Consider the following 14,000-nt stretch of genomic DNA (forward strand, 5'->3'; position numbering starts at 1 on the left):
TCGTGGAATATTCAGCAGGTCAGCGCCGCCGCGAACAGGCTGCGGAAGCGCTCGGCGCATTCGGCGATCACGGCTTCCTCGTCTTCCTCGTCCGCGAAGCCGTCGACCATCATGATCGAACGCAGCACCCCGACCCCCATCAGGATCGCGAGCAGCATATTCGCGCGCAGTTCACCCTGTTCGCCGCCGATGAGTTCGGTGAGCGGGGCGAGGACATCGCGATGGACGAACTCACGGATGATCGCACCGGCCTGCGGCGAGGAGGCCGAACGGAGCATGATGATGAACATCTCCATCCGCTTTTCGAGATCCTCGTCGGCGTCATCGACGACAAGCTGCGCCAGAAAACCGGGGAGCTCGTCGATGCTTTTCGGCTCGAAAAAGATCTTGGGCTTTTCCTCGTCGGCGACGACTTCGCGGAACAGCCCCTCCTTGCCGCCGAAATAGCGGCTGATCAGTGCGACATCGACCTTCGCGTCGCCCGCGATATCGCGCAGGCCGACGCTGCCGTAGCTTTCGCGCAGGAAACGCTGGCGCGCCGCCGCAAGGATCGCGGCGCGTGTCGCGACCGCGTCACGTTTCTTGACGATGATTTCTCTCTCCATGGCGTCCTATTATCGCGGCTGAGAAATAAATCAACACCTGTTGACTTAATCGCTAACCCAGATTAGGCGGCAAAGTCTGGCATCGCGTGGCACCTCCCCCCTCCCTGTCGCGCGATGCCGGACCGCCCTGAAAAAAGAAAAGATACACGCTATGACCTTGCGCTTTCCCATCGCGCTTTCGATTCTGCTGTCGCTGACGCTCGCCGCCTGTTCGGGTGCTGACGACGCCCAGGGCGGCCCGCCCCAGCTCCCCGTGACCGCCGCCGCGCCGCTGGTGCGCGACGTGACCGAATGGGACGATTATGTCGGCCGCTTCGAAGCCGTCGACAGCGTCGAGGTCCGGCCGCGCGCCTCGGGCTATCTGCAGCGCGCCCATTTCACCGACGGCCAATATGTCCGCGCCGGGCAGTTGCTGTTCACCATCGACGCGCGCCCGAGCCAGGCCGCGCTCGACCAGGCCCGCGCCCAGCTTGCCCGCGCGCAGGCGACGCTCGCCAACGCCCGCACCGAACTCGCGCGGTCGACGACGCTCGCCGCATCGCAGGCCGCGAGCCAGGAAGAAGTCGAGCAGCGCCGCTCCGCCGTCCGCACCGGCGAGGCCGATGTCGCCGCCGCCAATGCCGCGATTCGCGCCTCGGCGCTCAACGTCGGCTTTACCCGCGTCGTCGCGCCGATTTCGGGCCGCGTGTCGCAACGCCTGGTCGATCCGGGCAATTCGGTGATCGCCGACCAGACGATCCTGACCACCATCGTGTCGACCAGCCCCATCCATTTCAGCTTCCAGGGCTCCGAAGCCAGCCTGCTCGACTATGAGCGGCGCGGCGACACGCTGCAGAACGCCCCGGTGCGCATCAAGCTGCAGGGCGCCGACGATTATGCCATCAACGGCCGCATCGATTTCGTCGATAATGCGCTGTCGAACGGATCGGGCACGATCGCCGTCCGCGCGGTCGTCCAGAACCCCGACGGCAAGCTGCGCCCCGGCCTGTTCGGCCAGCTCCAGCTCGCCGCCTCGGCGCCGCGTCCGGCCTTCCTGCTGCCCGACACCGCGATCGTCACCGACGGCGCGCGCCGCGTCGTTTACGTCATCGGCCCCAAGGATGTGGTGCAGGCGCGCCCGGTCACCCTCGGCCCCGTCGTCGACGGGCTGCGTGTGATCAAGACCGGCGTCACCGCGAAGGACCGCATCATCGTCGGCGGCCTCCAGCGCGCGCGGCCGGGCCAGCCCGCCAAGGTGCAGGCCGGGACGATCGCGGCTGACGGCAAGGTGCTGACGGCCAAGGCCGCGCCCGCCGCGAAGGGCGGGGCGAACAGCAAGTGAATATCAGCCGCTTCTTCGTCGACCGCCCGATCTTCGCGGCGGTCATCGCGATCTTCATCACGCTGATCGGCGCCTTCGCCTATCCGCAGCTTCCGCTCGCCCAATATCCGGAGATCGCGCCGCCGACGATCAGCATCACCGCCGCCTATCCCGGCGCCTCGTCGGAGACGATCGCCGAAACGGTCGCCTCGACGCTGGAGCAGGAGATCAACGGCGTCGAGAATATGCTCTATATCCAGAGCAGCTCGACGCAGGGCGCCGCGCAGATCACCGTGACTTTCGAACCCGGCACCGACCTCGATGCCGCGCAGGTGCTGGTCCAGAACCGCGTCGCGCTCGCCGAGCCGCGCCTGCCCGAACAGGTGCGCCAGATCGGTGTGCAGGTGAACAAGCAGGAATCGGGCTTCCTGATGATCGTCGCGCTGACCTCGACCGACCCGGCAATCGATACCGATTATGTCGGCAACTACGCCAATTCGACGCTGCGCGACCGGCTGCTCCGCCTCGAAGGCGTCGGCGGGGTGCAGATCTTCGGCGGCGGCTATTATTCGATGCGCGTGTGGATCGACCCCGACAAGGCCGCGGCGCGCAACCTGACCGCGCCCGAAATCGTCGCCGCGCTGCAGAGCCAGAACGTCCAGGTCGCCGGCGGTTCGGTCGGCGCCCCGCCCTATGGCAAGGGCAATCCGGCGTTCGAACTGCCCGTCGAAGTCCCGGGCCGCCTCGTCACCCCCGACCAGTTCGCCAATGTCGTGATCAAGACCGACACGACGAACGGCGCGATCACGCGGCTGAAGGATGTCGCGCGCGTCGAGCTTGGCGCGCAGGATTATGGCGTGCGCGGCGTGTTCAACGGCCGCGAAGGCGTCGGCATGGCGGTGATCCAGCAGCCGGGTGCCAATGCGCTCAACGCCGCGAACCTCGTGCTCGAGGAAGTGAAGAAGGCCTCGGCCGACTTCCCCCCGGGGCTCGAATATGAAATCCCCTTCAACCCGACCGAATATGTCCAGGCGTCGGTGACCGCGGTGCAGGAAACGCTCGTCGAGGCGATCTTCCTCGTCGTGCTCGTCGTGCTCGTCTTCCTGCAGACCTGGCGCGCCGCGATCATCCCGATCGTCGCGATTCCGGTGGCGCTCGTCGGCACCTTCGCGGTCCAGCTCGCGCTCGGTTTCTCGATCAACTCGCTGTCGCTCTTCGCGCTGGTGCTCGCGGTCGGGATCGTCGTCGACGACGCGATCGTCGTCGTCGAGGCGGTCGAGAAGCATATCCGCGAAGGCCTCAGTCCACGCGAAGCCGCGCACCGGACAATGGAGGAAGTGTCGGGCGCGCTGATCGCGATCGGCCTCGTGCTCGTCGCGGTGTTCGTGCCGACCGCCTTCGTCCCCGGCATCCCCGGTATCTTCTACCAGCAGTTCGCGGTGACGATCGCGGCGGCGACGGTGTTTTCGCTGCTCACCTCGCTCACCTTGTCGCCGGCGATGGCGGCGCTGCTGCTCAAGCCGCACGAAGAGCATCATGAAGAGCCAAAGAACCCGGTGATGCGCGTCGTCCGGCGCGCAGCCGACAAGTTCAACAGCGGCTTCGACAAATTGTCTGACCGCTATGGCCGCACCACCGCCTCGCTGGTGCGCAAGGGCGGGCTGATGCTCGCCATCTATGCCGTGCTGCTCGCGGCGACCGGCTGGCGCCTCGCCGACACGCCGACGGGCTTCATTCCCGACCAGGACCAGGGCGTGCTGATCGGCGTCGTCCAGCTGCCGCCGGGCGCGTCGCTCGACCGCACCAGCGAAGTCCTCGCCCGCGCGCAACAGGAAGTGAAGAAGATCGACGGTGTTGCCAGCATCGCGACCTTCTCGGGCCTCGACGGATCGAGTTTCTCGACCGCGTCGAACGCGGGCACGATGTTCATCCGCCTGACCGACTGGGGCGAGCGCGGCAGCAAGCTCTCCGCAACCGCGCTGTCGCAGCAGCTGTCGGGCGTGCTCGCCAATGCGCTGCCCGAAGCGAACGCCTTCGTCATCGCGCCCCCCGCGGTGCAGGGGCTGGGCAACGGCAACGGCTTCACGATGATGATCCAGGCCCGCAGCGGCGAAAGCTACAAGGAGCTCGAACAGGCCACCGGCGCCATGATGGGCGGCGCGGCGCAGATGAAGGATGTGCAGCAGGTCTTCTCGCTGTTCAACACCGGAAGCCCACGCATCTTCGCCGATGTCGACCGCGACAAGGCGCAGATCCTGGGTGTCGATCCGAGCCAGGTCTATGCCGCGCTCGGTACCTATCTGGCGTCGACATACGTCAACGACTTCAACTTCCTCGGCCGCACCTTCCGCGTGACCGCGCAGGCCGAACCGACCTCGCGCGCCAGCATTGAGGATGTCGGACGGCTGCAGGTGCGCTCGACCTCGGGCGAGATGGTGCCCCTGTCGTCGGTCGCGACCTTCCGCGACGACAGCGGCCCGACGCGCGTCGTGCGCTATAACCTGTTCCCCGCGGTCGAACTGCAGGGACAGGCGGCGCCGGGCGTGTCGTCGGGTGCGGCGCTCGCCGCGATGGAGGGGCTTGCCGACAAGACGTTGCCGTCGGGCTTCGCCTATGAATGGACGGGCCTCGCCTATCAGGAAAAGGCGGCGGGCGGCGGCGCAGTGCTGATCTTCGGCCTCGCGGTGGTGTTCGTCTTCCTCGTGCTCGCGGCGCAATATGAATCGCTGCCGCTACCGCTCGCGGTGATCCTGATCGTGCCGATGTGCATCCTCGCGGCGATGCTCGGCGTCAACCTGCGCGGGATGGACAATAATATCCTGACGCAGGTCGGTCTGGTCGTGCTCATCGCGCTCGCCGCGAAGAATGCGATCCTGATCGTAGAGTTCGCGAAACAGGCCGAGGAACAGGACGGGATGAGCACGATCGACGCCGCGGTCCACGCCGCACGCTCGCGCCTCCGCCCGATCCTGATGACCAGCTTCGCCTTCATCTTCGGCGTCGTGCCGCTGGCGATCGCGAGCGGCCCGGGACAGGAGATGCGCCAGGCGCTGGGCACCGCGGTGACCTTCGGCATGCTCGGCGTGACGATCTTCGGACTGATCTTCACCCCGCTCTTCTATGTCCTCTGCCGCAAGCTCGGCGACAAGGCGACCGCCTTCGCCCGCCGCGACCGCAAGCAGAAACAGCCGGACACCAGCCCGGCGGAGACCCGCTAATGACCCGCAACCTGATCTTCGCCGCCGCGAGCATGCTGGCGCTGTCGGCCTGTACCGTCGGCCCCCGCTATGTCTCGCCGGTTCCCGCGGCGCCGTCGCAGGCGCCCTTCCTCGAAGCCGGCAAGTCGCCCGCCTTCAGCGGCGAACAGCCGCCGGGTCCATGGTGGAGCCTGTTCGGCGACCCGTTGCTCGACCAGCTCGTCGGTGAAGCGCTCACGGCGAACACCGATCTTCGCGTCGCCGCCGCCAATCTGGCGCAGGCGCGCGCGGTACTGCGCGAATCGCGCGCCGGCCGCCTGCCGACGACGACGGTGGGCGCCGGCGGCACCTATGCGCGCCAGGCGAACCCGCTCGGCGCCGGCTCGATCGAGGGCGACAGCTATGACGTCGGGCTCGACATCGGCTATCAGGTCGACCTGTTCGGCCGCGTCGAAAGCGCGATCCGCGCCAGCCGCGCCGACGCCGATGCGGTGCAGGCGGCGTTCGACCTGACCCGCATCACCGTCGCCGCTGAAACGACGCGCGCTTACACCGACGTCTGTTCGTTCAACCGCCAGATCGCGGTCGCCGAGGACACGCTGCGTATCCAGCAGCAGACCTTCGACCTCACCCGCCGCCTGTTCGAGGGTGGCCGCGCGACGCGGCTCGAAACCGGGCAGGCGGGCGCACTGCTCGAACAGACGCGGGCGACGATCCCGACGCTGACCGCGCAGCGCGCCGCCGCGCTCTATCGCCTCGCGGTGCTCACCGGCAAGCCGCCCGCCGAAGCGCCAGCTGCCGTGCTCGCCTGCCAGGCGCCGCCCGAATTGAACCGCCCTATCCCCGTCGGCGACGGTGCGTCGCTGCTTGCTCGGCGCCCCGACATCCGCCGCGCCGAGCGCCAGCTCGCCGCAGCGGCGGCGCGGGTCAATGTCGCGACCGCCGATCTGTACCCGAGCATCAGCCTCGGCGGCTCGGTCGGCTCGACCGCCAGCTCGATCTCGGGACTCGGCAAGTCCGACGGCTTCCGCTTCTCGCTCGGCCCGCTGATCTCGTGGAGCTTCCCGAACATGGAGGTCGCGCGGTCGCGGCTGAAACAGGCCGAAGCCGGGGCCGATGGCGCGCTCGCGAGTTTCGACGGCACCTGGCTGACCGCGCTGCAGGAAAGCGAAAGCGCGCTCGCCAATTATGCGGGCGAACTCGACCGGCTCGCAGCGCTGCGCCGCGCGGCGGCCGAGGCCGGCGACGCCGCCCGCATCGCGCGGCTGCGCTATCAGGCGGGACGCGAGAATTTCCAGGTCGTGCTCGATGCCGAGCGGACGCTGGCATCGATCAACGCGAGCATCGCCCAGTCCGAACAGACCCGCGCGACGAACCTCGTCGCATTGTTCCTCGCGCTGGGCGGCGGCTGGCAGGAGCCGGCGGTTTAATTCCGAGCTTCGTCATTGCGAGGAGCGAAGCGACGCGGCAATCCAGAGTGGCGTAGACCGCCCTGGATTGCTTCGCTTCGCTCGCAATGACGGCGGATATTACCCCGCGATCTTCGCCCGAACTTCCTCGGCCTGACGCATGATATTCGCGACCAGCTCGGCGCAGGTCGGGATGTCGTGGATCAGCGCCTGGCTCTGACCGCTGGTCCAGATGCCGCCATCGACATCGCCATCGCGCAGGACATTTTCGCGCCCGCGCACGCCCGCCATCAGATGCTTCACATCCTCGAAACTCTTGGTCGGGTCGCGCTGGATTTCGGCAACCTCGACCGACACCGCATTCTTCGCGACACGCGCGGTGTTGCGCAGCGTGCGGCCGACGAGCACCGTATCGGTCTCGGTCGCATCGACGATGCGCTGCTTCACATTCTGGTGAATTGTCGCCTCGACGGTCGCGCAGAAACGCGTGCCCATGTTGACCGCATCGGCGCCGAGCGCCAGCGCGGCAATGATGCTGCGCCCGTCGGCCATGCCGCCCGAGGCGATGATCGGGGTATCGGGCAGCGCATCGACCGTCGCCGGCAGCAGCACCACGAGGCCGACATCGTCCTCGCCGGGGTGACCCGCGCATTCGAAGCCGTCGATGCTGATCATGTCGACGCCCTTTTTCACCGCCGACACCGAGTGGCGCACCGAGGTGCATTTGTGGATCACCGTGACCTCGGCGTCCTTGAAGGCCGGCAGGTGGTCGGTCGGGGCGCGGCCCGCGGTTTCGACGATCCTGATGCCACTGGCGATGATCGCCTCGCGATATTCGTCATAGGGAATGGGGTTGATCGACGGCAGCAGGGTCAGGTTCACCCCGAACGGCTTGTCGGTCAGCTTGCGGGTCGCCTCGATCTCGTCGAACAAGGCCTGGCCGGTCGGATACATATGCGCGGTGATGAAGCCCAGAGCCCCCGCATTGGCGACCGCGGCGACGAGCGGACCATAGCCGACACCGGTCATGCCGCCCATGATGATCGGGGTTTCGATGCCGAACTTCTCGGTAATGCGCGTCTTGATCAAAGCTTCCTCCCATCGGTTTTGTTGCGAAACCCTTGGCGCGCGGGCTGGCGGCGATCAAGCCCGATAATGCGCATGGCCAAGCGCATCTTGCTCGGGCAGGATATGCCCTCGGCGGCGAACAGGAGACGGGACATGGCGGGCAGGCAGAATATCGGACGATCGCTCGTCCTCGTCGCGAGCTGGATCGCGCTGACCGCCGCGAGTGCCGAGCCCGTCTATGACGTCGTGATCCGCGGCGGCACGATCTACGACGGGTCGGGCAAGGCCCCTCTCACCGGCGACGTGGCGATCAAGGACGATCGCATCGTCGCGGTCGGCAAGGTCGAGGGCAAGGGTCGCAGCGAGGTGTCCGCCAGCGGCATGGCGGTCGCGCCGGGGTTCATCAACATGCTGAGCTGGGCGACCGAATCGCTGATCGCCGACCCGCGCAGCCAGAGCGATCTCCGCCAGGGCGTGACGCTGGAGGTGATGGGCGAAGGCTGGTCGATGGGGCCGATGAACGCGACGATGAAGGTCCAGGAGACCGAGCGCCAGGGCGATATCAAATATGCCATCGAGTGGACCAGCCTCGGCGATTATCTGACGTATCTGGAGAAGCGCGGCATCGCGCCCAATGTCGCGAGCTTCGTCGGCGCCGCGACGGTGCGTATCCACGAGCTGGGCGAAGACGATGTCGACCCGACCCCCGAGCAGCTGGCGCGCATGCAGGCGCTGGTGCGGCAGGCGATGGACGAGGGCGCGCTCGGCGTCGGCAGCTCGATCATCTATGCCCCCGGCTCCTATGCCGAGACCGACGAGCTGGTCGCGCTGACCAGCGAGGCCGCCAAATGCGGCGGCATGTATATCAGCCATATGCGCTCCGAAGGCGACCGGCTCGAGGAAGCGGTCGACGAACTGATCGAGATTTCGCGTCGTTCGGGCGCCCCCGCAGAAATCTATCACCTCAAGATGGCGGGCCGCGACAATTGGGGCAAATATGATTCGGTCGTAGCCAAGGTCGAGGCGGCGCGCGCCGCGGGCCAGCGGATCACCGCCGACATGTATACCTATACGGCGGGGGCGACCGGGCTCGACGCCGCGATGCCGACCTGGGTGCAGGCGGGCGGACTCGAGGCGTGGATCGAGCGGCTGAAGGACCCCGCGACCCGCGCGCGCGTCGCCGCCGAAATGCGGAAGCCGGGGAGCGACTGGGAAAATCTCTTTTACGGCGCGGGCGCCGACAAGATGATCCTGTCGGGCTTCAAGAACGACAAGCTCAAACCGCTGACCGGCAAAACGCTCGCCGAAGTCGCGGCGATGCGCGGGAAGAGCCCCGAAGAGACCGCGATGGACCTGGTGGTCGAGGACGGGTCGCGCGTCGGCACCGTCTATTTCCTGATGTCCGAGGACAATGTCCGCAAGCAGGTGCAGCTGCCGTGGATGAGCTTCGGCTCCGACGCCGCGTCGCAATCGGCCGAGGGGGTGTTCCTGAAATCGGGGTCGCACCCGCGCACCTATGGCAATTTCGCGCGGCTGCTTGGCCGTTACGTCCGCGACGAGAAGCTGATTTCGCTCGAACAGGCGGTGTATCGGCTGACGACGCTGCCCGCGACCAACCTCGGCATCAAGGAACGCGGGGCGCTGAAGCCCGGCTATTATGCCGATGTCGTGATCTTCGACCCCAGGACGATCGCCGACCATGCGACGTTCGAGAAGCCGCACCAATATGCGACCGGTGTGCGCGACGTCTTCGTCAACGGGGCTGCCGTGCTCAAGGACGGCGAGCCGACCGGCGCCACCCCCGGCCGCGCGGTACGCGGCGCGGGGTTCGGGAAATGCCGCTGAGGTTCAGTCGCGAAAGCGGATCGCGGCACCGTCGGCATCGCGGGTGATACGCACCCGCACCTCGTAGAGCGCGCCGAGCAGATCCTCGTTCATCACCTCGGCGACCGACCCCGCCGCGAGCAACGCGCCGTCCTTGATCGCGACGACATCGTCGGCGTGGCGCAGCGCGAGGTCGAGGTCGTGGATCGCCATGATGACGGTGCGCCCGGCATCGGCGCGCGCGCGCAGCCGCCGCGCCGCGTCGAGCGCATGGCGCGGGTCGAGTCCCGCGGTCGGCTCGTCGACGATCAGCAGTTCGGGATCGCCGACGATCGCGCGCGCCAGCATCGCGCGCGCCAGCTCGCCGCCCGACAGGCTGGTCGCCGGGCGGTCGCGCAAGCTGGTGAGATCGCAGGCGGCGAGCGCGTCATCGATCGCGGGGCGCAGCGCGGCGGGCAGATCGCCGAAGCTCGGCAGCACCGGGGTCAACCCGAGCGCGACGACGCGCTCGACGCTGATGGGCCATTCGACCTCGGCGCGCTGCGGCAGGTAAGCGCGGCGCCGCGCGAGCAGCCGCCGCCCGATCGCGGCGAGCGATTGCCCGCCGAGTTCGACGCGTCCGGCATCGGGCGCGCGCAGCCCCGCCGCGACTTCGAGCAACGTGCTCTTGCCCGCGCCATTGGGGCCGATCACGGCGGTCAGCCGGCCCGGCGCGAAGAGGGCATCGATGCCCTGCAGCACGACGCGTTTGTCGCGCTGCACGTTGACCGCGGCGAGGCTCAGCGCGCTCATGCGGTGCGCCTTTGCACATGGAGGACGAGCCACAGAAAGAAGGGCGCGCCGAACAGGCTGATGAACACCCCGAGCGCGAGGATCTTGCCGTCGACGACGAGCAGCCTTGTGCCGACATCGGCGAGGGTCACGAGCAGCGCGCCGACGAGCGCCGCCGGGACCAGCGTCTTGCCCGGCCGGTGCCCGACGAGCGGGCGGACGATATGCGGCGCGATCAACCCGACGAAGCTGATGGCACCGGCCACAGACGTCGCCGCGCCGACCCCCATCGCGGTACCGAGCAGCGCGAGCAGGCGGGTGCGCGCGACATGGATGCCGAGGCTTTCGGCCTGCGCCTCGCCGAGCGCGAGTGCGTCGAGCGCGCGGCCGGTCAGGAGCAACAGCATCGCGCCAACGAGGATGAAAGGCGCTGCAAGCCAGACATGGTCCCAGCTGCGGTCGACGAGCGAGCCCATCAGCCAGACCATGATTTCATAGGCGGCATAAGGGTTGGGCGCGACGTTGAGCGCGACGCTGACCCCGGCGGCGGCGATGCTGCTGACCGCGGCGCCGGCGAGGATCAGCGACAATGTGCCGCCGCGCCGCGACAAGGCGAGCGCGGTGCCCGCGGTGACGAAACCGCCGACGAGCCCGAACAGCGGCGGCGCCATCGCGAAGCTCGCCGCGAAGCCGAAATAGATCGCGATCACCGCGCCGAGCGACGCGCCCGCCGACACCCCGAGCAGGCCGGGTTCGGCGAGCGGGTTGCGCAGCAGCCCCTGCAGCACCGCGCCCGACAGGCCGAGGATCGCACCGACCATCAGCCCGAGGATCAGCCGCGGCAGGCGGATTTCGACGAGGATCAGCGACGCGAGGTCGGTGCGACCCGCGAGCAGCCCGCCGAGCGCCTGTTCGGGGGTCAGCCACACCGTTCCGGCGAGCAGCGAGGCGAATCCCGCGAGCAGCAACAGGACGACCAGCAGCGGGACAAACCAGCGCATCACAGCGCATGAGCCCCGGCAAAGGGAAGCGAGGTGCGGACCCGGCTCGCGGCGCCGCGCAGTTCGGCGCGCAGCCGGATCGCCGCTTCGCTTATCCTGGGGGTGCCGCAGCCATAATAGGCCGGCGAAATCGCCACCGTCCGCGCGCCGTCCCAATAGCGGCGAACGAGCGGATGACGCTCGATATTCTCGCGCATTCCATATTCGGGGCGGACCCCGGCGCCCTTGACGAGCAGGGTCGGCGCGGCGACGAGCAGCACTTCGGTGTCGGGGCGATTATAGCGCGACACCGGCGGCTCGTTGGCGATGTTCACCGCGCCCGCCGCTTCGAGCACCGCGTTATAGAGCGACCCCTTGCTCGCGCTGAAACCACCGCCGTCCCACGCGACGACACGCAGCGGCGGCCCGGGATCGCGAGCCAGTTCGGCAAGCTCGCGGTCCATTTGGGCGATCATCGCCTCGCCGCGCGCGACTTCGCCGACCGCCCGCGCGACCTGCCGGACATTGGCGCGGATCGCATCGAAGCTGGTCGCGTCGTCGACCTCGATCATCGGATAGCCGAGCCGTTTGAGCATCGCCCGCGTCGTCGGTTTCGAAAAACGGTCGGCGACGATCAGATCGGGTTGTTGCTGGACGACCTCTTCGGCAAGGCCGTGATTGATGCCGACTCGCTGCGCCGCCTCGGCCATCAGCGACCCCGACGGATCGCGCGACAGCCAGGTCACCGACGCGATCCGTTCGGGCGGCAGCAGCGCCAGCACCAGTTGGTCGGTGCACTGGTTCGTCGACATGACGCGCAGTGGCTTCGAAGGCGGCGGCCCGGCGTCGGGCGGCGCCACGGCGCTGCCGGTCGAAACCAGCAGCACCGCGGCGGCAAACACAGACGCCAGGCCGACCCCCTGCATCAGATTTTTACGCGGATACCAATGGCGGCTGTGCGACCGTAAGTATTATAGCCTTTGACAACCACATAATCCTCATCGAACAGATTTTCGATCCGGCCATAAACTTCGAGCTGATCGGTGATTGGGAAAGCCGCACGCACGGCGGTCAGCCAGTATCCGTCGAGGCGATTGGCGAAGCTGTTGTTGATATTGTCGAAACTGTCGCCGGTCAGGGCAATCGTTGCACCCAGTTTCAGGCCCCAAGGCGATTTCCAGTCGGCGACGAAACTCGCTTTGTCCCTTGGGCGGCGGGCAAGCTGGTTGCCAAAATTGGCACCCGGGGAGCGGGTGGTAGCATCGACCAGTGCGTAATTCACCCGCACGTCCAGATTGTCGTTGGGCCGGACGATAAGTCCAAGCTCGACGCCCTCTGACTTCACCCGCCCGATATTCTCCGATTGGAATGTCGCGGGATTATAAGCGATGAGGTCGTTGCTTTTGCGATGGAAGTAGGTCGCGGTCGCCGTGATTTTGCGATCGATAAAACTGTGCTCGATTCCGGCGTCAAAGCCTTTGGAGGTTTCCGGTTTCAGATTGATGTTGCCGAATGGCGGCAATGCCTCGCTCAACGTCGGCGCACGAAAACCTTCGGCATAGCTCGCGCGGAATATGGTCTTGCCATCATTGGGCGTATAGGCCGCGTCGGCACCAAAGCTTGTGTGGTCGCCATATTGTGAATGATCTTCGTACCGCACGCCGCCGTTGACCGTCAGGCCGTCAAACGGGTGTACGCCAATCTGTCCGTAAAAGCTGGAATAGTCGCTTTTGAACCTGGTGGGTGTGGTGTCACCGCCCAAGGGATAGAAAGTGCTGGCGAACGTCTCTTCATGGGCGCCGCCGAAAACCAGTGACGCGATGCCGAAGTCAACATTGCCGTCATAGGCAAAACGGTCGACTTTGCCGCGCGCGGTGAAAACATTGTAGTTGAAAGGACCGGTCGCGCCATCCTCGCTGCCTTTGCGGGTCAGGTCGGTACGGCTGTACGACAGGCGCCCCTTCCACTTGCCGTCGAGCAGGTCGTGGTTCAACCCGGCATAGCCGACGAACTGTTCGTTATCGGATTCGGGAATGGAATTTGCCGGGTTGCCCGGAAAGGCAAAGGCGTCGTCATATTCAATCCGGCCCTTGTTGTAATAACCGCGCAGATCGAGCGCGAGGGCAGGCGAGAATTCGACGAGCAACTTTCCGTTGGCGGAGAAGTTCCTGTACCCATCGCGTTCGGTGCCGCCGATGAGCGACGAAATACCGTCGGTGCGATAATAGCCGGCGCCGACGCTGCCGGAGATGATCCCACTCTTGCCCGACACATTGCCAAAGACTTTGGCGGTGTCATGGCTGCCATATTCGGCGAAAGCATTGGCCGACAGCGTGTCCGTGGGTGCGACGGTTTGCACGCTGATGACGCCACCGATCGCCTGGCTGCCCCAGATGACCGAATTGGCACCGCGCAGCACCTCGACCCGGTCGATATTGCCCGTAAGCAATCCACCGAAATCGAACGCGCCATTGGGCGTCGAAGGATCATTGATCCGCACGCCATCGATCAGCACCAGCGTCTGGCTGCTTTCGGCGCCGCGGATAAACACGCTGGTTTGCGATCCGACGGGTCCGCTTTGTGCGACAGCTACGCCTGGCACGAGGTTTAAAGCGTCGCTGATCGACGTCACTTGCGATGTTTCCAGATCGTCGCGCGTGATAACGGAAATGGTGTGGCCCGTTTCGGTGCGGCTCTGTTCGACGCCGCTCGCCGTGACGACAATGGTATCACCGTTCGCCTCGGTCGACGTTTCGTCGGGATTGGACTGCGCGAAGGCGGGCGTCGCCGCCGTCAGCGCGAGGAGGGAAATGAAACCGGTCTTCAACATGGGATAAGCCCCCTTT

The 14,000-nt window shown here is 66.6% G+C and carries 10 protein-coding genes; 4 read left to right on the plus strand and 6 right to left on the minus strand.

Translation table 11 applies throughout. The features are described 5' to 3' along the window. Positions 1-11: 11 nt before the first annotated feature. Positions 12-605 carry a TetR/AcrR family transcriptional regulator gene (locus AC3WS4_RS20565; RefSeq protein WP_187139213.1) on the minus strand — a complete coding sequence of 198 codons (594 nt, stop codon included), beginning with the start codon at positions 603-605 and terminating at the stop codon, positions 12-14. Positions 606-756: 151 nt separating this feature from the next. On the opposite strand from AC3WS4_RS20565, the gene AC3WS4_RS20570 reads away from it, so the two are divergent. From AC3WS4_RS20570 to AC3WS4_RS20580, 3 genes are read left to right on the plus strand one after another with little or no spacing between them, the layout of a single operon-like run. Beyond that, positions 757-1,926, plus strand: a complete 1,170-nt coding sequence (locus AC3WS4_RS20570) for an efflux RND transporter periplasmic adaptor subunit (RefSeq protein WP_492737897.1) — start codon at positions 757-759, stop codon at positions 1,924-1,926. Then, the gene (locus AC3WS4_RS20575; RefSeq protein ID WP_187139215.1) at positions 1,923-5,123 is read left to right on the plus strand and encodes an efflux RND transporter permease subunit; all 3,201 of its coding nucleotides are present in this window, start codon (positions 1,923-1,925) and stop codon (positions 5,121-5,123) included. The genes AC3WS4_RS20570 and AC3WS4_RS20575 overlap by 4 nt, the downstream gene beginning before the upstream one ends. Next, on the plus strand, positions 5,123-6,532 hold the full coding sequence (locus AC3WS4_RS20580) for an efflux transporter outer membrane subunit (RefSeq protein ID WP_492737899.1): 1,410 nt from the start codon (positions 5,123-5,125) through the stop codon (positions 6,530-6,532). Before AC3WS4_RS20575 ends, AC3WS4_RS20580 begins: the two co-directional genes overlap by 1 nt. 99 nt (positions 6,533-6,631) lie before the next feature. Here AC3WS4_RS20580 and AC3WS4_RS20585 read toward each other — a convergent pair whose 3' ends face one another. Then, positions 6,632-7,600 carry an NAD(P)H-dependent flavin oxidoreductase gene (locus AC3WS4_RS20585; protein WP_492737901.1) on the minus strand — a complete coding sequence of 323 codons (969 nt, stop codon included), beginning with the start codon at positions 7,598-7,600 and terminating at the stop codon, positions 6,632-6,634. A 132-nt stretch (positions 7,601-7,732) separates the two neighbouring features. Between AC3WS4_RS20585 and AC3WS4_RS20590 the strand changes: the two genes are divergently transcribed. Then, complete coding sequence (locus AC3WS4_RS20590; RefSeq protein ID WP_492737903.1) at positions 7,733-9,424, plus strand: N-acyl-D-amino-acid deacylase family protein; 1,692 nt, start codon at positions 7,733-7,735, stop codon at positions 9,422-9,424. Positions 9,425-9,427: 3 nt separating this feature from the next. Here the strand turns inward: AC3WS4_RS20590 and AC3WS4_RS20595 are convergent, their stop codons facing one another. The 4 genes from AC3WS4_RS20595 to AC3WS4_RS20610 are packed head-to-tail and all read right to left on the minus strand — an operon-like array spanning position 9,428 to position 13,984. Further along, a complete protein-coding gene (locus AC3WS4_RS20595; RefSeq protein ID WP_492737905.1) occupies positions 9,428-10,195 on the minus strand; it encodes an ABC transporter ATP-binding protein in 768 nt (255 codons plus the stop codon). Beyond that, positions 10,192-11,175: a FecCD family ABC transporter permease gene (locus AC3WS4_RS20600; RefSeq protein WP_492737907.1), complete on the minus strand. Its 984-nt coding sequence runs from the start codon at positions 11,173-11,175 to the stop codon at positions 10,192-10,194. The genes AC3WS4_RS20595 and AC3WS4_RS20600 overlap by 4 nt, the downstream gene beginning before the upstream one ends. Further along, positions 11,175-12,080, minus strand: a complete 906-nt coding sequence (locus AC3WS4_RS20605; protein WP_492737909.1) for an ABC transporter substrate-binding protein — start codon at positions 12,078-12,080, stop codon at positions 11,175-11,177. The genes AC3WS4_RS20600 and AC3WS4_RS20605 overlap by 1 nt, the downstream gene beginning before the upstream one ends. Beyond that, positions 12,080-13,984, minus strand: coding sequence for a TonB-dependent receptor plug domain-containing protein (locus AC3WS4_RS20610; RefSeq protein WP_492737912.1), 1,905 nt, complete (start codon positions 13,982-13,984; stop codon positions 12,080-12,082). The genes AC3WS4_RS20605 and AC3WS4_RS20610 overlap by 1 nt, the downstream gene beginning before the upstream one ends. Between the last annotated feature and the right edge of the window lie 16 nt (positions 13,985-14,000).

The sequence above is a fragment of the Sphingopyxis sp. EU05-FHT14B03 genome (assembly GCF_058790875.1).